General features: G+C 62.9%; 14 protein-coding genes. 4 read left to right on the top strand and 10 right to left on the bottom strand.

Features of this window, described 5'->3' with window-relative positions; all coding sequences use genetic code 11:
* Positions 1-106: 106 nt before the first annotated feature.
* The 3 genes from htpG (at position 107) to AC6CIE_RS20710 (ending at position 3,830) form a co-directional block, all read left to right on the top strand.
* Positions 107-2,005 carry a molecular chaperone HtpG gene (gene htpG / locus AC6CIE_RS20720; RefSeq protein ID WP_481146942.1) on the top strand — a complete coding sequence of 633 codons (1,899 nt, stop codon included), beginning with the start codon at positions 107-109 and terminating at the stop codon, positions 2,003-2,005.
* A 198-nt stretch (positions 2,006-2,203) separates the two neighbouring features.
* Positions 2,204-2,461: a helix-turn-helix domain-containing protein gene (locus tag AC6CIE_RS20715; protein WP_175137926.1), complete on the top strand. Its 258-nt coding sequence runs from the start codon at positions 2,204-2,206 to the stop codon at positions 2,459-2,461.
* Between the two features lie 169 nt (positions 2,462-2,630).
* Positions 2,631-3,830 (top strand): MFS transporter, encoded by a 1,200-nt coding sequence (locus tag AC6CIE_RS20710; RefSeq protein ID WP_498093700.1) that lies wholly within the window; start codon positions 2,631-2,633, stop codon positions 3,828-3,830.
* 223 nt (positions 3,831-4,053) lie between these two features.
* On the opposite strand, the gene AC6CIE_RS20705 is transcribed toward AC6CIE_RS20710, so the two are convergent.
* Genes AC6CIE_RS20705 through AC6CIE_RS20690 form a run of 4 tightly spaced genes read right to left on the bottom strand, consistent with a single transcriptional unit; the run spans position 4,054 to position 8,206 of the window.
* On the bottom strand, positions 4,054-5,364 hold the full coding sequence (locus AC6CIE_RS20705; protein ID WP_286939497.1) for an MFS transporter: 1,311 nt from the start codon (positions 5,362-5,364) through the stop codon (positions 4,054-4,056).
* Positions 5,365-5,390: 26 nt separating this feature from the next.
* Positions 5,391-6,539, bottom strand: a complete 1,149-nt coding sequence (dgoD, locus tag AC6CIE_RS20700; protein WP_056559450.1) for a galactonate dehydratase — start codon at positions 6,537-6,539, stop codon at positions 5,391-5,393.
* Positions 6,536-7,189: a 2-dehydro-3-deoxy-6-phosphogalactonate aldolase gene (locus AC6CIE_RS20695; protein WP_056324859.1), complete on the bottom strand. Its 654-nt coding sequence runs from the start codon at positions 7,187-7,189 to the stop codon at positions 6,536-6,538. Before AC6CIE_RS20695 ends, dgoD begins: the two co-directional genes overlap by 4 nt.
* 9 nt (positions 7,190-7,198) lie before the next feature.
* Entirely contained in the window at positions 7,199-8,206 is a 1,008-nt protein-coding gene (locus AC6CIE_RS20690) for a 2-dehydro-3-deoxygalactonokinase (RefSeq protein WP_498093698.1), read from the bottom strand.
* Positions 8,207-8,567: 361 nt separating this feature from the next.
* On the opposite strand from AC6CIE_RS20690, the gene AC6CIE_RS20685 reads away from it, so the two are divergent.
* Positions 8,568-9,389: an IclR family transcriptional regulator gene (locus AC6CIE_RS20685; RefSeq protein ID WP_279973521.1), complete on the top strand. Its 822-nt coding sequence runs from the start codon at positions 8,568-8,570 to the stop codon at positions 9,387-9,389.
* A 3-nt stretch (positions 9,390-9,392) separates the two neighbouring features.
* Here the strand turns inward: AC6CIE_RS20685 and AC6CIE_RS20680 are convergent, their stop codons facing one another.
* The 6 genes from AC6CIE_RS20680 to AC6CIE_RS20655 all read right to left on the bottom strand — a co-directional run bounded on the left by AC6CIE_RS20680 (position 9,393) and on the right by AC6CIE_RS20655 (position 17,410).
* Positions 9,393-9,683, bottom strand: coding sequence for a PAAR domain-containing protein (locus AC6CIE_RS20680; RefSeq protein ID WP_498093696.1), 291 nt, complete (start codon positions 9,681-9,683; stop codon positions 9,393-9,395).
* Between the two features lie 16 nt (positions 9,684-9,699).
* Positions 9,700-10,878 carry a type VI immunity family protein gene (locus AC6CIE_RS20675; RefSeq protein WP_498093694.1) on the bottom strand — a complete coding sequence of 393 codons (1,179 nt, stop codon included), beginning with the start codon at positions 10,876-10,878 and terminating at the stop codon, positions 9,700-9,702.
* Complete coding sequence (locus AC6CIE_RS20670) at positions 10,875-12,203, bottom strand: VRR-NUC domain-containing protein (RefSeq protein WP_498093692.1); 1,329 nt, start codon at positions 12,201-12,203, stop codon at positions 10,875-10,877. Before AC6CIE_RS20670 ends, AC6CIE_RS20675 begins: the two co-directional genes overlap by 4 nt.
* A gap of 90 nt (positions 12,204-12,293) precedes the next feature.
* Complete coding sequence (locus AC6CIE_RS20665) at positions 12,294-13,472, bottom strand: type VI immunity family protein (protein ID WP_498093690.1); 1,179 nt, start codon at positions 13,470-13,472, stop codon at positions 12,294-12,296.
* Positions 13,469-14,611, bottom strand: a complete 1,143-nt coding sequence (locus AC6CIE_RS20660; protein WP_498093688.1) for a VRR-NUC domain-containing protein — start codon at positions 14,609-14,611, stop codon at positions 13,469-13,471. Before AC6CIE_RS20660 ends, AC6CIE_RS20665 begins: the two co-directional genes overlap by 4 nt.
* Before the next feature lie 198 nt (positions 14,612-14,809).
* On the bottom strand, positions 14,810-17,410 hold the full coding sequence (locus AC6CIE_RS20655) for a type VI secretion system Vgr family protein (protein ID WP_498093686.1): 2,601 nt from the start codon (positions 17,408-17,410) through the stop codon (positions 14,810-14,812).
* Between the last annotated feature and the right edge of the window lie 104 nt (positions 17,411-17,514).

Raw genomic sequence — 17,514 nt, 5'->3', positions numbered from 1 at the left:
TTCCCATTGGCCCCCACATCAGTAGGGTTTCCGGGCGGCCGCGCGGGCGCATCGCCCCAGTCGACCGATATTTGTCCCTAATTTATTTTCCGAGCCACGTAGAACTATGAGCCAAACCGCCACGAATTCCGCGTCCGAAACCCTGGGGTTCCAGGCCGAGGTGAAGCAACTGCTTCATCTGATGATCCATTCGCTTTACAGCAACAAGGAAATCTTCCTGCGCGAGCTGGTGTCGAACGCGTCGGACGCCTGCGACAAGCTGCGCTTTGAAGCCATCGACCAGCCGGAATTGCTGGAAGGCAACGGCGAACTGGCCATCACAGTCAGCTACGACAAGGCCGCCCGCACCATCACGATCTCCGACAACGGCATCGGCCTGTCGCGCGAAGAAGCGGTGGCCAACCTGGGCACGATCGCCCGCTCGGGCACGCGCGAGTTCTTCTCGCAGCTGACCGGCGACAAGCAGAAGGATGCGCAGCTCATCGGCCAGTTCGGCGTGGGCTTTTATTCGTCGTTCATCGTGGCGGACAAGGTGACGGTGGTCAGCCGCCGCGCCGGTTCCACGGACGCGATCCAGTGGGAATCCGACGGCCAGGGCGAATTCACGATTGCCGCCGCTGAAAAGGCCAGCCGCGGCACGGACGTGACGCTGCACCTGCGCGCTGACGAAGACGAACTCCTGAATGGCTGGAAATTGCGCGAGATCCTGCGCCGCTACTCCGACCACATCTCGCTGCCGATCCGCATGGCCAAGGAAGAGTGGGATCAGGAAAAGGGCGAGCAGGTCAAGACCGACGAACTGGAAACGGTGAACCAGGCGAACGCCCTGTGGGCCCGCAGCAAGTCCGAGGTCACGGAAGAGCAGTACCGCGAGTTCTACAAGACGGTCTCGCACGACTACGACGATCCGCTGGCCTGGACGCACAACCGCGTCGAAGGCCGCAGCGAGTACACGCAACTGCTGTACGTGCCCAAGCATGCGCCCATGGACATGTGGGACCGCGACGGCCGTCATGGCGTGAAGCTGTACGTGAAGCGTGTCTTCATCATGGACGACGCCGACCAGCTCCTGCCGTCGTACCTGCGCTTTGTGCGCGGCGTGATCGATTCGGCGGACCTGCCGTTGAACGTGTCGCGCGAAATCCTTCAGGAAAGCCGCGACGTGCGCGCCATTCGCGAGGGTTCGGCCAAGCGCATCCTGTCGCTGCTGGAAGACCTGGCCGAGAACAAGCCGGAAGACTACGCGACGTTCTGGTCGGAGTTTGGCCAGGTGCTGAAGGAAGGTGCGGGCGAGGACTCGGCGAATCTTGAGCGCATCGCCAAGCTGATGCGTTTTGCGTCGACGAATTCCGGTGATCAGGCGCAGACGGTGTCGTTTGCCGACTACGTGTCGCGCATGAAGGAAGGCCAGGACAAGATCTATTACGTTACGGCGGACACCTTCGCCGCGGCCAGCAACAGCCCGCATCTGGAAATCTTCCGCAAGAAGGGCATCGAAGTCCTGCTGCTGTCGGATCGCGTTGACGAGTGGATGCTGTCGTACCTGCGCGAATTCGACGGCAAGTCGCTGGTGTCGGTGGCCAAGGGTGGCCTCGATCTGGCGGAACTGGCCGACGAGGAAGAAAAGAAGCACCAGGCCGAAGTGGCCGAGGACTTCAAACCGCTGGTCGAGCGTCTGCAAAAGACGCTGGAAGATCAGGTCAAGGAAGTGCGCGTGACGCTGCGCCTGGTGGATTCGCCGGCATGCGTGGTGGTGGGCCAGAATGAACTCAGCCCGCACCTGTTGCGCATGCTGAAGGCCGCCGGCCAGGAAGCGCCGAACGTGAAGCCGGTGCTGGAGATCAATCCCGAGCATCCGCTGCTGGCGCGAATTCGTGCGGCTGATGATGGCGAGTTCGATCAGTGGGCGCGTCTGCTGCTGGATCAAGCGCTGCTGGCCGAGGGCGCGCAGATTGCGGATCCGGCGGCGTTCGTGAAGCGGTTGAATGCGCTGCTGTTGAAGTAAGCGGCTGGGTGGTTCAACAGAGAGGGCGTCCGAAAGGACGCCCTTTTTGTTTTTGGGTCCCACGGGCGGGGCGCGAAGCGGCCGCGCCTTCGGAAGACGTCTGATTTGATCTTGAGGATTACCGCTCGGTAAGTTTCCAGCTCGAATGTCGTGAAAATGGCCTTAGGATTACCGATCGGTAACTTTGGGGATAAGGCGATGACGACCACGCGCGAGCTTGATGCGATTCCTGCGGTCGTGTCTACGTCAACCGAGTTGGGGGCTCTGATCAGGGCTGTGCGCCGGCGGCAGGGCTTGCTGCAAGTCGACTTGGCGGGACTGGGAAATTCCGGAAACCGGTTCGTGGTCGACTTGGAACGGGGAAAGCCCACCGTGCAGCTGCAAAAGGTGTTCGACATGTTGGACCTCCTCGGCCTCGAAGTGGAAGTTCGAAGGAAGCGCCCTCGGTTTGGCTAATCGCTTGTCGATTAATGACCTGAAGTCAAAAGTGTTTGCCCGCTAGACGCCTTTTTCTGCAAGTATCCGGCCGTCATACTGCACGCCTGTCTATCCGATGCGCCGGCCATTTCAGGCCGGGCGCGCCCCAGGAACTCCCTGCCGGCGCCGTCGAACCCAAGGAACTTGCATGAATCCCCAAGAAACCCAGCCGGTGAAGGCCGGCCCGCCGTTGTTGGCGCTTGCCGTCGGTGCGTTTGGCATCGGCGTGACCGAGTTTTCTCCCATGGGCCTGTTGCCCGTCATCGCCGAGGGGGTGAACGTGTCCATCCCCAGCGCGGGCATGCTGGTCAGCGCCTACGCGATCGGCGTCATGATCGGCGCGCCGCTGATGACGCTGGCGTTCTCGCGGTGGTCGCGGCGCAAGGCGCTGATTCTGCTGATGGCGATCTTCACCATCGGCAATATCCTGTCGGCGCTGTCGCCCAACTACACGACGCTGCTGCTGGCTCGCCTGGTGACCAGCCTGAACCACGGCGCGTTCTTTGGCCTGGGCTCGCTCGTGGCCGCCAGCGTGGTGCCGCGCCATAAGCAGGCCAGCGCGGTGGCGACGATGTTCATGGGGCTGACCATCGCCAACGTGGGCGGCGTGCCGGCCGCGACGTGGCTGGGTCAGACGATCGGCTGGCGGATGTCGTTCTTCGCGACGGCGGTGCTGGGCCTGATTGCGATGCTGTCGCTGTGGTTCGCCCTGCCGGCGGGCGAGGCGGGCCGGCGTCCCAACGTGCGCCATGAACTGGCCGTGCTGCGCAGCCCTGCGGTGCTGCTGTCGCTGCTGACCACGGTGCTGGGCGCGGGCGCGATGTTCACGCTGTACACGTATATCGCCCCGACGCTGGCCGAGATTACCGGCGCGTCCCCGGCGTTCGTGACGGGCATGCTGGTGCTGATCGGTCTGGGCTTCACGTTGGGCAACGGCGTGGGCGGACGCATGGCCGACCGCTCGCTCGATGGCACGCTGATCTTCTTCCTGGTGCTGGTCATCGTGGACCTGCTGGCGTTCCCGTGGCTGGCGTCCACGCCGGTCGGCGCGGCTGTGGCGCTGCTGATCTTCGGCGTCGCGACGTTCGCGGTGGTTCCGCCCCTGCAGATGGGCGTGATGCGCGCCGCGACCGATGCGCCGGGACTGGCCTCGTCGATGAACGTGGGCGCGTTCAACCTGGGCAACGCGGTGGGCGCGGCGGCCGGGGGCGCGGTGATCTCGGCGGGCTTGGGTTACGCGGCGGTGCCGATCGCCGGCGCGGTGATCGCAACGGCGGGACTGGCGCTGGTGCTGGTGCAGCGCGCCGGGAACATGCGGCGGCGCAAGCTGGCAGTGCAGGGCTGCTGAGGTTTCGGCCTGCGGGCCGCCCAATGAAAAGCCTCGGTGGACGTGGATCCGCCGGGGCTTTTTGTTTGCCGTGAGCATCGCAGCCAGACTGGCACTCCCCACGGTCAGGATTTCGCCTGATCAGACAGAAGAATAAGCTGCGCCAGATTCGCCCCATATGAAAAAGGGCGTCCCGCAGGACGCCCCTTCATTCAAAGCCAGAATTCAAATCTAGGCCGATTCATCAAGCCTCGATCCGCTCAACCTTTCCGACCAGCAGGATGTACGACAGCGCGCCAAGCAACGCCAGCGACGATACGTACACGATGGCCGGCGCAAAGCTGTCCTTGGACACCAGCAAGCCAATCACGATGGGCGTGCAGATCGACGACAGGTTGCCGACGAAGTTGAACACCCCTCCGGTCAGGCCCAGGAGGCGAACCGGGGCCAGGGTTGAAACGAGCGACCACGTGATCGACGCCAGACCGTTCCCAAAGAACGCCACGGCGAGGAAGAAAATGACCCACGGCGTGGAGTCCGTGAAGTTCGCGCCGATCATGGACGTGGAGATCAACAGGCCCAGAATGATCGGCAGCTTGCGCGCCATGCCGACGGTGGCGCCGCGCCGGATCAGGAAGTCGGACAGCACGCCCGAGCACAGCACGCCGATGAAGGCCGCCAGGAACGGCACCGAGGCCAGGAAACCGGACTTGATGAAGTCCATGCCGCGGTACTTGACCAGATATGTGGGAAACCAGGTCAGGAAGAACCACAGCGTGGAGGTCAGGCAGAACTGGCCGAGGTACACGCCCCACAGCTTGCGCTTGCTCATGACCAGGCCCAGGTCGTTCCAGTTGAACGGGGCCTTCTTTTCACGCACGCGCGTGTCCAGGTCGACGACGCCGCCGCCTTTCTGGATCAGCTCGATTTCCGCTGCGTTGGCGCCTTTGAACTGGCGCGGTTCGCGGTAGATCATGAACCACAGCACGCCCCAGATGATGCCCAGGAGACCGGTGCTGACGAACACCATGTGCCAGCCGTAATGATGCTGCAGCCAGGCCAGCACCGGCGTCAGGAACGCCAGGCCGACGAACTGGCCCGACGTGTAGAAGCCGATGGCGGTGGCGCGTTCGCGTTCGGGGAACCACGTGGTGACGACGCGGTTGTTGATGGGATAGGCCGGGGCTTCCAACGCGCCCACGGCCAGGCGCAGGACGAACAGGATGACGAAGCTGCCGGCAAAGCCCATGAAGAACGTGGCCGCGGACCACAGGATCAGCGCGGCGGCATACAGCACGCGGGGGGACACGCGGTCCACCAGCCAGCCGCCGGGGATCTGCATGGCGGCGTAGGTCCAGCCGAAGGCCGACAGGATCAGGCCTTCATGCCAGGTGTCCAGGCCGAACTCGTCCTTCAGGGCGGGGGCGGCGATGGACAGGTTGCTGCGGTCCAGGTAGTTGATGACGACGGTGATGAACAGCATCACCATGATGATGTAGCGGCTGCGGGTCGGGCGCTGAGCGCCTTGCAGGCCGGCTTGGGCGGCGGTGGACAATGGAGTCTCCTCTCTCTTTTATCGGCTTACCACTCGGCGAAGCTGCCGTCGGCGTGACGCCAGATGGGGTTGCGCCAGCGGTGGCCCACTGCGGCCCGTTCCTTGACGTATTCCTCGTTCACTTCGATGCCCAGGCCCGGCCCTTGCGGGATCGCGACCATGCCGTCCTCGTACGCGAAGACCTCGCGGTTGCTGACGTAGTCGAGCAGGTCGTTGGCGGCGTTGTAGTGGATGCCCAGGCTCTGCTCCTGGATGAACGCGTTGTAGCAGCCGGCGTCGATCTGCAGGCAGGTGGCCAGCGCGATGGGGCCGAGCGGGCAGTGCAGCGCCAGCGCGACGTCATAGGCTTCGGCCATCGCGGCGATCTTGCGCGTTTCGGTGATGCCGCCTGCGTGCGACGGGTCGGGCTGGATGATGTCGACGTAGCCTTCGGACAGCACGCGCTTGAAGTCCCAGCGCGAGAACAGGCGCTCGCCCAGCGCGATGGGCGTGGACGTCAGCGGCGCCAGTTCCTTCAGCGCTTCGTAGTGTTCGCTCAGCACGGGCTCTTCGATGAACATGAGCTTGAACGGATCAAGTTCCTTCATCAGCACCTTGGCCATGGGCTTGTGGACGCGGCCGTGGAAGTCCACGCCGATGCCCACGTTCGGGCCAACGGCGTCGCGCACGGCGGCCACGTTCTCCAGGCACTTCTCAACCTTGTCGAACGAGTCGATGTATTGCAGCTCTTCGGTGCCGTTCATCTTGACGGCGGTGAAGCCACGCTCGACGGCGCTCTTGGCGGCCGCGGCGGTGTCGGCGGGACGGTCGCCGCCGATCCACGAGTACACGCGGATGCGGTCGCGCACGTTGCCGCCCAGAAGTTGCGACACGGGCACGCCAAGGTGCTTGCCCTTGATGTCCCACAGCGCCTGGTCGATACCGGCCAGCGCGCTCATGTGGATGGCGCCGCCGCGGTAGAAGCCGCCGCGGTACAGGACCGTCCAATGGTCTTCGATGTTGCGCGGATCCTTGCCGATCAGGTAATCGGACAGTTCTTCGACGGCGGCGGCAACCGAGTGCGCGCGGCCTTCGACGACGGGTTCACCCCAGCCGACGATGCCTTCGTCCGTTTCAATCTTCAGGAAGCACCACCGGGGCGGCACGATGTAGGTGGTGAGCTTGGTGATCTTCATGCTTGTGTCTCCTGGGCAGGATAGGCGCGTTGCCAGGCCGCGACGAAAGCGCGTGCGTTCTGGCCGGTTGCTTCGGCCGACAGGCCGGGTTTGTACAAGGCGGAGCCCAGGCCGAAGCCGCTGGCGCCCGCCTGGGCGTAATTCGAAAGGTTGTCGGGCGTGATGCCGCCCACGGGAACCAGCGCGATCGGCGGGCGCATCACCGCGCGCCAGGCCTTGAGCACGGCCGGGCCAAGCTGCTCGGCCGGAAACATCTTCAACACGTCGGCGCCGGCAGCCAGCGCGGCAAAGGCCTCGGTGGGCGTGGCGACGCCGGGGCAGGACGCCATGCCCAGCTTCTTGGCCTGCCGGATGACGGCCGGGTCGCTGTGCGGCATGACGATGAGTTCGCCGCCGGCCTGCTGGATGCGCGCGCAGTCGTCGGGGTTGAGGACGGTGCCGGCGCCGATGAGGCAGTCGGTGGGCAGCGCGGCGCGCATGGCGCGGATGCTGTCCAGCGGATCCGGCGAATTCAGCGGCACTTCGATCAGGCGGAAGCCCGCGTCATACAGCGCTTGCCCGACGGGTTCGGCTTCGGCGGGCGTGATGCCGCGCAGGATGGCGATCAGGCCGCAGTGGGCCATGGCGGTTTGCAGACCGGGATGGTTCATCGAAGGTTCCTAGGCGGGGATCGGGGTGGAGGGGGACACAAGCCCGGCGCAGAGGGCCAGGTGCCACAGGCCGCGCTCGGTGGCGTTCTGCGCCTGCTCGGGCGCGCCCAGGCCGTAATGCTGCATGGCCAGGAGATAGCGCTTGCACAGCGCGGGCTCGCCGCACAGCACGATGTGGGGCAGTTCGCCCTGCTGGCGAAGCATCTCGGCCAGCGCGGCGACTTCATGGCCGATCAAGAGGCCCGACAGATAGTCGGCCTGCGACTCAGGCGCGAGTTCGCCGGTCAGGCCCAGCGCGCGCGTGCTGAAGATGGTGGACATCACGCCCGCCCGGCCAGCCGGCGCGCCTGCAACTTTCACGCCGCGCTCGAAGGCGGCCATGTCGGCGTTGGGGGCGTCGGCCATCGTGCGGCCCAGAATGGTGTGGCCGCGCAGCGCCGCGTAGACCTCGCCGGTCATGAAGGTGTCGAAGTGCGTGACGCGGCCTCGGCGCGCGTTGACCCATTTGGAGTGCGTGCCGGGCAATCCGATGAGCACGCTGTCGGCATTGGCACTGGCCTCATCGGCCATCACGCCGAAGACCTGCGTCTCTTCGCCTCGCATCACGTTGGGCAGGCCGTGGCGCTGGATGAGACCGGGCACGATGTGCACGGGCGTGCCGCCGGGGCGTTCCACCACGGTCAGCAAGGTGCCGATGCGCTCCAGGTCGACGGGCACGTCCAGATAGGCGGCTTCCTTCCAGCCCTGCGCGCTGCCGACCATGCCGCAGGCAATGACGGGCAGGGCGGGCTCGGCGCGCAGCCAGTCGCCGCATGCCTGATCAAAAGCCAGTTCAAAGCCGGATAGTGTGGTGGTGGCGGCGCCGTCCTGCAGCGGTTGCGGCAGGCGCATGATGCCCCAGGGCAGATGGCGCGTATCGAGCGTACGGCCCGTGGCGTCCAGGCGATAGGCGCGAAGTGAAGAGGTTCCCCAATCCAGCGCGATGAGAGCCGCACGGGCGGGCGATCCGGTATTCATCAGAGTCTGTCTCGTCTCTGGCCGCGCATCCGGCCGCCGTCGTTGCGCCGTCATGCGCGCGGGACTGGGTGGAGTGGTCGCGGACCTTGTTGTCTGAAATCTTGCCGTGCGCGCGCGGGAGGCGCGCGGTGCACGATGGCAAAAATTCTAGTTCAGCGCTTGAAAAATCTCAAAATATAGAATTAAATCCCACATACAGGGAATTCAGAGTGCATTTCGAATAGGCTTTCAGTTGAGCCTTCGAAGTGTTTTGTTCGCTCGGCGAAGCGCCGTGCATATCCCTATCACCCACGCATCCGTGCCGCGGCACCCGGTATGCTTGCTGATCTTTCCCATCGCGCCGCAACTTTGCCTTTGCCACATGACCGCCATCACACTGCCCCCCGAGCAACCTGCCACGCTTGACCCCGATGCCGCCGCGCCCGCCGGCACGCAGACGCTGATGCGCGGTCTTGCCGTGGTGCAGGCAGTGGCCGACGGCGCACGCGACCTGAAGGAAATCTGCGCGCGCATCGGCGTGGCGCGCAGCACGACGCACCGGCTTGCAAGCTGTCTGGTGCAAGAGCGCTACCTGCGCGCACTGCCGGGCGTGGGCTACGTGCTGGGTCCCAAGCTGATCGAGCTGGGCTTTCAGGCGCGCGAGGCGTTTCCGCTGGCGACGCTGGCGCGGCCCTATCTGGACAACCTGGCCGACATGACCGGCGACACGATCCACCTGGCCGTGCGCGACAACAACGACGTGCTGTACCTGGAGAAGATTCCGGGCAAAAAGGGATTGGAAATGCGATCGCGGGTCGGCCACCGGATGCCGCTCGCCGCGACCGGTGTGGGCAAGGCATTGCTGCTGGACGCGGATGAGCCGCAGTGGAAGGCGCTGCATCGCGTCGGCGCACCGGTGTCGTCGCGCGCGCCCGGCGGACAGCAGGGATGGGAGGCGTTCCGTGATCGCATGCGCGATTACGCGTCGCAGGGTTATGCGTTCGACCTGGAAGACAACGAGCCTTCGATCCGCTGCGTGGCAGCGCCCGTGCGCGACGCCTCCAGCGGCATCGTCGCCGCCATCAGTGTGTCGAGCACCGTGCCTTATATGTCGCTGGAGCGCATGCGCGAGATGGTGCCGGTGGTGCAGGGCGCGGCTGCGGGGATTTCGGCCGAGATGGGATGGAAGGTTGAGCGGGGCTGAGGGCTACTCAGGCAGATGATCCCGGACCGCGTGGCCATCGACGCGCGCTTTCGAGCCACTGGCGATCAGGCGCGCGCCACACGCTGTCTTCATGCCGTGCAGCGCCACCGGGATGCCATTGACCTTGTATGTCGGGCTGCCCTCGACGATGGGAAAGACGCCCTCGCATTTTGGGCATGAGACCTGATGGCCGACGCCGGCCATGGGTCTGCCATTGAGGTTGGTGTGCGGGAAACCCTCGAGCACCAATCCACCGTGGTCTGTGGTGTCGGCTTTGCGGATGATTTCTGGCATGTGGTTGTTGCCTCCGCTATAGCGCTTTGACAAGACGCCAGGTGACTATTTGGCCGTTCACTTCCGGCAAGAGGTCGTTGTGCATGAACGTCTTCCTTCCCTGTGACGGCTCCTCCTCGCAGATCCAGATGCCAGGCCATGGGCAGGGTGAGCCGGAGAGCATGCGCAGGAAGTGCCGTTCGTTTGTTTTGACGTTGCCTGCCTCGTCGATTACGGCCTTGATTTCCTGCGGCGTATCGAAGCGGCGCAGCCAGAGGTTGCTGGTCAGCGGATTGAAGCGAATCTCGCCGGCGATGGAGCCGTAGTGCAGTGATCCGATGTCTTGCACGCGCAATGAACGGATGGCGTTGTTGACCTTTACGTAGAGTTCGGGAGTGGGGTCTGTCTCGGCTTTGCCGAGTGCTGGCCAATCACCGGCGCGGATGGCGGTGCCCCATTCGTAGGGGAGAAGGGCGATGCGTTCGTCGTTGAGCTTGGTCTTCAGTTCTTCCGGCGTGCCCAGCGTGGCAATCCAGTGGTGGGCGAGGAAGGTGTACCAGTTGAGATTCTGGTAACCCTGGCGCAAGTTTTTCTCTCCGGTCGGTCCGCAGACGTCTACCCCTCGGTATGCCCAGGCCGTTTCGTATTCAAGGGTCTGGTAGTCCTCCCAATCGTGGCATTCCTGAATCCCGAGTCCGGCCGCGCCATGGAGAGGACGAAGCAATGCACAGCACTGCAACAAGAAAGCCTCGAACCGTGCTTTTCCTTCTCCCGCAAGCTCTTCTACGGGCAAATACGCCCTTACCGTGGTGAGAGGTTTGTGAACTTGCTCATACCATCCGGCAGGAGAATAGACCCCAAACATATAGTCACTGACATGGCCGAGACTTAACTTGGACATACATTTGAACTCGACGACTCCCATGGGACTCGTGTCCACGATGTAGTCTTGATAGGCCTCAAAGTCCATTTTGGCGAAGGGCCGGACGATCATGCGCTTATCTTCGCGATAACCGCCCTTGAGTTTGTCGCCATAGAGCTCGTAGTAGAGCGAGAATGCCTCCGCGATGCCTTTGCGGCGAACCGGTAGATAGGCGTCAACGAGATGGAAGATGGCAACGATGCCGACTTGTTGGACCAGTAGTGTGTTGTCGTCCTCATCCGCAAAGGTGAAGTACCAGCGTTCGGCATCGAACTCTTTGAAGAAATCGGTCATTTTTTTGTCTCCGGGGCGTCGGGCCAGAACAGATACAGCTGTTCCGTGCGCGGCTGGTATCTTTGGCTGGCTTCCCATTCCTGATAGGCCTGCCATTGGCGTTGAACTTCGGGAGTCAGTACTGGCGCTGAGCTTCCGTCTCGTGATCGTGCGTAGGCCATAGTGGCTCCAGCTGAACCAGTTCCTCCGATGAGACGGCCCCAGCCGACAAGGCGGCCGTAGTGAACCATTCTTGGGCCGGCGCTTGCAGTCAGCGTTGAACTGGGAATCGCTGCACTGCCTCCAGCAACCGTTGCCATGCCGGCGCTGATACCTGCCGCGCCTACAAATAAGAACGGGGCGGCAAGCGATATTTCGATTTGCGCTCGCGCCTGAGCGGCCCGCCGATTGGCCTCTCGAATGTCGGGGCCGGCGCTCATCACAGGGGTTCCCGGAGGCGGCGGACCGACTTCAAGGATGTGCCGTGCAGCTTGGTGTTCGGCATCAATCAGCCCAACGACCAACCTGTGAGGATCCGCCGAAGCTCTCAATGGGAGCGACATGACCTGTGATACGGGCTTGTAGACCGGTTCGTTTTGGGCAGCGGTCATCCATTCGCGACGCTGGCGCTTGTCGGCTCTGTTGCATCGATCCGTATGAAGCAAGCGGAACTTATCGCTGGTGCCAGCAATATCTCGGTATGCTCTTCTTTGGTCATCAGAGAGCGAGTCGTTCCCAAACTTCATTTCGATCACACCGGCCAGATTCGGCTGGCTGTATTGCGTCGCGCCTCCCATCGTGTGGTTGACGACCCGAACAACGTCGGGAATACGCATCGGGCTTGTCGGCGGTTTCTGAATATCCTGCCAAATCCCATTCTCGACATCTGGCGGCAACGGCACTGGAATCATCTCCTCAAGCTCCTCCAGCCCCAACAGGTCCACCACGACCTCAACGCTGCTGTACTGCGGAAATTGCCGGCTGCTGATTCGCTTGTATTGAGACAGCGGAAAGGAACTCGGCCGATGCGAATGTTTCCTGCTCATGATCGGCGCCGGCGGCGTCTTCGTCATGTCGTAGCCGACTTCGGCGCAGTAAGGCCAGCGATACTCAAAGAGCTCGTTATCCGCCCGGATCATCAGGGCCACCGTGCGTTGATACATGGGCGCGCCATCGCCTGAGCGCCTGTACGGATTAGCGCTGGCATAGCGCGCTTTCTCGCACAGATACCAAAGGTCGAGAGGATTGGTCACGGGCAGCACCTGGCCCGAAGCGTCCGGTTTGGTCGAGCCTCGGGTGCTGCCCCCGGGATTCTTCGGCCCGGTACGTATATGCTGGGTGGGCATGGTTAAGCCTTTCTCCTTGAAGGAGTTGTGGATGAGTTTGGCAGGGCTACGCTTGTCGGTGCGCTGATGCACAGACGAGAAGCTGACCCGCTACAACGCTTTGACCAGACGCCAGGTAACTACCTGCCCGTCCACTTCCGGCAAGAGTTCGTTGTGCATGAACGTCTTCCTTCCCTGTGACGGCTCCTCCTCGCAGATCCAGATGCCAGGCCATGGACAAGGTGTGCCCGAGGGCATGCGGAGGAAGTGACGTTCGTCTGCTTTGACGTTGCCCGCCTCGTCGATTACGGCCTTGATTTCCTGCGGCGTATCGAAGCGGCGCAGCCAGAGGTTGCTGGTCAGCGGATTGAAGCGAACCTCGCCGGCGATGGAACCGTAGTGGAGCGAGCCGATGTCCTGCACGCGCAATGAGCGGATGGCGTTGTTGACCTTCACGTACAGTTCGGGCGTCGGGTCTGTCTCGGCTTTGCCTAGCGCGGGCCAGTCACCTGCGCGGATGGCGGTGCCCCATTCGTAGGGGAGGAGCTCGATGCGATGGTCATTGAGCTTGCTCTTCAACTCCTCGGGTGTGCCCAGGGTGGCGATCCAGTGATGGGCCAGGAAGGTGTACCAGTTGAGATTCTTGTAGCCCTCGCGCAGGTTTTTCTTACCAGTCGGTCCGCAAACATCTACCGCTCTGTATGCCCAAGCTGTCTCGTGTCCCAGGGTCTGGTAGTCCTCCCAATCATGGCATTCCTGAATCCCAAGCCCGGCCGCGCCATGGAGAGGACGAAGCAACGCGCAACACTTCAACAGGAAACTCTCGAACCGAGCTCTCCCTTCCGCCGCAAGCTCTACTACAGGTAGGTAAAACCGTACCGTGGTAAGGGATTTATGAACTTGTTCATACCAGCCGGCGGGAGAGAAAACACCAAACATGTAGTCACTTGCATGCCCCAAGCTAAGCCGGGACATGCAATCGAACTCAACGGTGTCCATCGGGCTTGTATTGACGATGAAGTCTCGATAAGCGTCAAACCCCATCTTGGAGAAGGGGCGAACGATCATGCGCTTGTCTGCACGATATCCGCCCTTGAGATTTTGGCCATAAAGTTCATGGTAGAGAGCGAACGCCTCTGCGATGCCCTTGCGGCGAACCGGCAGATAGGCGTCAACAAGATGAAAGATGGCAACGATTCCCACTTGTTGGACGATGAGCGTGTTGTCCTCCTCATCGCCAAAAGTGAAATACCAGCGTTCGGCATCGAACTCTTTGAAGAAATTGCTCATTGTGTTGTCTCCGGCAAATCGGCCCAGAACAGATACAGCTGTTCCGTGCGTGGTTGATCGCGTTGGCTGGCGTCCCACTGCTGGTAGGCTTCCCATTGCCGTTGACGTTCCGGAGATGGCGCGGGCGCGGAGCTTCCGTCTTCTGATTGGGCATAGGCCACAGTCGCTCCTGCTGCGCCGGTTCCTCCGGTGATACGGCCCCACGTAATAAGGCGGTCGTATTGCACGACGCGTGAGCCGGCGCGTGCGGTTAGCGCCGAACCCGCGATGGCGGAACTGCCCCTTGCGATGGCGGTCATGCCGGCGCCGACACCAGCGGCGCCCATAAGAACGAAGGGGCCAGCAAGCGAAATTTCAATTTGTGCGCGCACCTGTGCAGCGTGCCCGTCAGCCTCTCGCATCTCTGGGCCGGCGCTTATTACGGGGGTGCCTCGCGGTGGCTTAACCTCCAGCACTTGCCGGGCGACCTGATGCTCCGCATCGATCAAGCCGACAACGAGGCTGTGTGGATCGGCCGAAGCGCGCAAGGGGAGAGACATGACCTGCGACACGGGCTTATAGACGGGCTCGTGCTGCGCCGCGCTCATCCAATCGCGACGCTGACGCCTGTCGGCTTTGTTGCACCTGTCGGTTTGGAGAAGGCGAAATTTTTCGCTATGGCCCGCGATGTACTCATAAGCGAACTTCTGTTCTTTCGTGAGCGAGTCCGCTCCAAACTTCATTTCAATAACGCTGGCCAGATTCGCCTGGCTGTATTGAGGCGCTCCCCCCAACGTATGGTTGTTGACCCTAACGACATCCGGAATTCGCAACGGGCTTTTCTGCATTACCTGAATATCCTGCCAAATCCCGTTCTCGACATCTGGCGGTAACGGCACTGGAATCATCTCCTCAAGCTCGTCCAGCCCCAACAGGTCCACCACAACCTCAACGCTGCTGTACTGCGGAAATTGCCGGCTGCTGATTCGCTTGTATTGAGACAGCGGAAAGGAACTCGGCCGATGCGGATGTTTCCTGCTCATGATCGGCGCCGGCGGCGTCTTCGTCATGTCGTAGCCGACTTCGGCGCAGTACGGCCAGCGATACTCAAAGAGCTCGTTATCCGCCCGGATCATCAGGGCCACCGTGCGTTGATACATGGGCGCGCCATCGCCTGAGCGCCTGTACGGATTAGCGCTGGCATAGCGCGCCTTCTCGCACAGATACCAAAGGACAAGATGATTAGTTACGGGCAACACCTGACCCGAAGCGTCAGCTCTGGTGGATCCTCTGGTGCTACCCCCGGGATTCTTCGGCCCGGGTCGTGCAGTTTGGTTGGCCATGATTCAGCCTGGCTCCTAGTTGGGATTGCGAAGAAAATCCAGCGAATAGCTGCCACCGCCATCCCAATAGCTGGCGTCCAGATGCAAGAGATCGTCAGGGTCCGGTATTGCCGAAGCCTCCAGAGGTTCTCTTGCGTCGCTGGTGATGACCTGCGTACGGCCTTGCGCGTCGGTACGTCCGCGCACGATGTCGCCGCTGGCGCGGACGATCTCGTAGGCGTGATCCGGCAGAGCTTTGTTCGTGCTGGCGTCGCGCAGCACGAAGAACTCTTCAAACGGCCCGGGCCGGCCGGAGAATTGGCCCAGCGTGGGCACCATCGTTCCCGGCCCGGTGAAGTTATGGTCGGTTGCCTTGACGGTGAAGACGCCGGGCATGCCCATCTCGATGTTGCCGCCAGCCAACTTGATATAGGCGCCGCCGCACAACAGGGTGATGTGTTCTTCGGCGGACACCGTGACATGGTTGTTGTTGGCGCGAACCTCCACGCTCTTGTCGGCATCGATACGGATGGCGTTGTGCTGCGCCTGCAAGAGCAGCTGGCCGGTATGCGCGATGTGGCGCATGTCTCCCCGTTGCGCGAACGTGCCCAGGCCATTGCCGGCGTTGACGACCACGCGTTCACCGGCTGTCAGTTGCAGGTTTGCGTGGGCGACGGCATCCAGATGCTCGCCCGCGCCCAACGCGATGGAGAGGGGCGTTCCGGCCGCGATGCCGGCGGGGGCGGAGAGCGCCATGACAGGCGCCGCGCCTTCGCCTGTGCCGCGGGTCTGGTCGTTGGCGCCATGGCCCAGGTCTCGCACCAATGCGGTCAGGTCCCGGCGGGGCTCGGCGTCGTGCGGGGCTCCTTGATGTTCACTGGCGTAGTTGCCCAGGCTGCGGGCAAGTTGTAGCGCTGCCTCCAGGACGGCCACGATTTCGTCGCGGTCGAGTTGGCCGCCCTGGGCGTTGGCTTGCGCTTCCGTGGTCAACAGCAGGCCTTGCGCTGCGCGCAGCGTCCCGTGCAAGTCGGTGCGTAGTTCGAAGCCTTCGCCGCGCGGCGCGCCGCCACTCGGACGCGGATGGGTGAGGTAACCCAGGTGCAGGTGGCTTGCGCCATGATCGTTCATCAGGGCGGCGCTGATTTGGGATGGCGTGTCATCCAGGCGCAGTTCGCTGGCCCGCTTGCCCTTGTGCTCCTTGCTCTTGACGGTTGCGAGGTCTTTGAACTTGGGAAGTTCGTATGGCGGCAACTGCAGGCGGTTGTAGACGCGGCCGGTGATCACGGGCTGGTCCGGATCCCCGTCGAAGTACGAGACGATGACTTCCTGGCCGATGCGTGGAATGGCCATGTGGCCCCAGGTGGCGCCGGCGATGTTCTGGGAGACACGAATCCAGCAGGAGCTGAACCCATCATGTTTGCCCACGCGGTCCCAGGGAAACTGGACCTTCACGCGTCCATATTCGTCGGTATGGATTTCTTCGTTGGGCGGACCGACCACCACGGCGTTCTGCGGGCCATCGATGCGAGGCCGGGGCAGCGGCTCGGCGCGCCATTCGGCATCGTCCGGCACCAGTTCGGCTTCGTAGCGGTAATGCGTACCCGACTGCGCCTCAGCGCTTTCCTCGGCCTGGCTGGTGTGCTGCCTGCCCCGGTGGACGATGCGTACGGGGCGCCAGCCGCGATTCATGTCTTCGCGTGGATGACCGGCCAGCGTGAATGAAATGCCCGGCTGCAAGCGGGGATCGTCGCCTTCGACCAGCGCAATGCGCGCATCGTGGCGATGGCCGCGCAGGCGGTTCTCGGCAAAGGGCTTGCCGGCTTCGTCGAACTTGGCGCGCGCCGGATAGTCGTAGCGCTCGTAGCGGCGGCCCTGGTGGTTCAGGTCTTGCCCGTCGCGGCTGTGCTGGTGCGCGTATTGCGGATGGTGGAAGGTGTAGTCGCGCTGCGTCTGGCGCGCGGTGCGCACGTTTTCGGTGTACGCGAAGCGCCGCAGTGCGGGCTGCGGCTGATCCCCGCCGGGTGTGGGGTTGAACTGGACCGGTTCGTCGCCCACGCGGCCATGGATGAACAGGCGGTCGCTGTGGACCAGCCGATGGCCTTCGGGGCTGTGGCGGAAGGAATAGAAGAAGCCTTCCTCGCGCATGATGCGCTCGACGAAGTGGTAGTCGGTGTCGCCGGCCTGCACGCAGTATTCGCGGGCCTGGTGCTCGGTGGTGTTGCGCTGCTCGTAGTCTTGAGTCAGACCATGCGCTTTGAGCACTGCTTCGGCGATCTGCGGGACCGTGACGGCCTGAAAGATGCGCCAGTCGGCACTGAGTTTCAGGCGCGCCAGCCGCGGCTCGACGACTGCGCGATAGCGGGTGCGGCGAAAGCCTGTGTCGCCCTGGACAAATGAAGACACCGCGCCATGCACGTACCGCGCCGGGGTGTCGCCATGCCAGAGAGTGAGCAGCGCGGCGCGGTCCAGCACCTGGGCGAAGTCGATGGCGGCGTTGCTGCTGGCCAGTTCCACTTCAAGCAGGAAGGTCTCGGACAGGCCTTCTTGCAGGGTGAATTCGACGACCTCAAAGGATTCGTCGCCGACGGAGAACGTGAAGCGAAGATCGGATTGGATAGGTATGACGTGCTCCCGCAACGACAGACCTTTCCCTTCAACGGTGAGCGTCGGGTCCGCCTATAGGCAAGCGTCCGCCGCAATCGGAGAATTGCAATGGACTCGCATGGCATGCGCTTCCATTT

Source organism: Achromobacter sp. GQ309 (assembly GCF_059759315.1).
This window is presented reverse-complemented; position numbering and strand designations above follow the sequence as displayed.

Excerpts from the sequence above, each read along its gene's own strand:
- htpG (WP_481146942.1), top strand. The coding sequence starts at position 107 with ATGAGCCAAACCGCCACGAATTCCGCGTCCGAAACCCTGGGGTTCCAG.
- AC6CIE_RS20715 (WP_175137926.1), top strand. The coding sequence starts at position 2,204 with ATGACGACCACGCGCGAGCTTGATGCGATTCCTGCGGTCGTGTCTACG.
- AC6CIE_RS20710 (WP_498093700.1), top strand. The coding sequence starts at position 2,631 with ATGAATCCCCAAGAAACCCAGCCGGTGAAGGCCGGCCCGCCGTTGTTG.
- dgoD (WP_056559450.1), bottom strand. The coding sequence starts at position 6,539 with ATGAAGATCACCAAGCTCACCACCTACATCGTGCCGCCCCGGTGGTGC.
- AC6CIE_RS20695 (WP_056324859.1), bottom strand. The coding sequence starts at position 7,189 with ATGAACCATCCCGGTCTGCAAACCGCCATGGCCCACTGCGGCCTGATC.
- AC6CIE_RS20690 (WP_498093698.1), bottom strand. The coding sequence starts at position 8,206 with ATGAATACCGGATCGCCCGCCCGTGCGGCTCTCATCGCGCTGGATTGG.
- AC6CIE_RS20685 (WP_279973521.1), top strand. The coding sequence starts at position 8,568 with ATGACCGCCATCACACTGCCCCCCGAGCAACCTGCCACGCTTGACCCC.
- AC6CIE_RS20680 (WP_498093696.1), bottom strand. The coding sequence starts at position 9,683 with ATGCCAGAAATCATCCGCAAAGCCGACACCACAGACCACGGTGGATTG.
- AC6CIE_RS20675 (WP_498093694.1), bottom strand. The coding sequence starts at position 10,878 with ATGACCGATTTCTTCAAAGAGTTCGATGCCGAACGCTGGTACTTCACC.
- AC6CIE_RS20670 (WP_498093692.1), bottom strand. The coding sequence starts at position 12,203 with ATGCCCACCCAGCATATACGTACCGGGCCGAAGAATCCCGGGGGCAGC.
- AC6CIE_RS20665 (WP_498093690.1), bottom strand. The coding sequence starts at position 13,472 with ATGAGCAATTTCTTCAAAGAGTTCGATGCCGAACGCTGGTATTTCACT.
- AC6CIE_RS20660 (WP_498093688.1), bottom strand. The coding sequence starts at position 14,611 with ATGTATCAACGCACGGTGGCCCTGATGATCCGGGCGGATAACGAGCTC.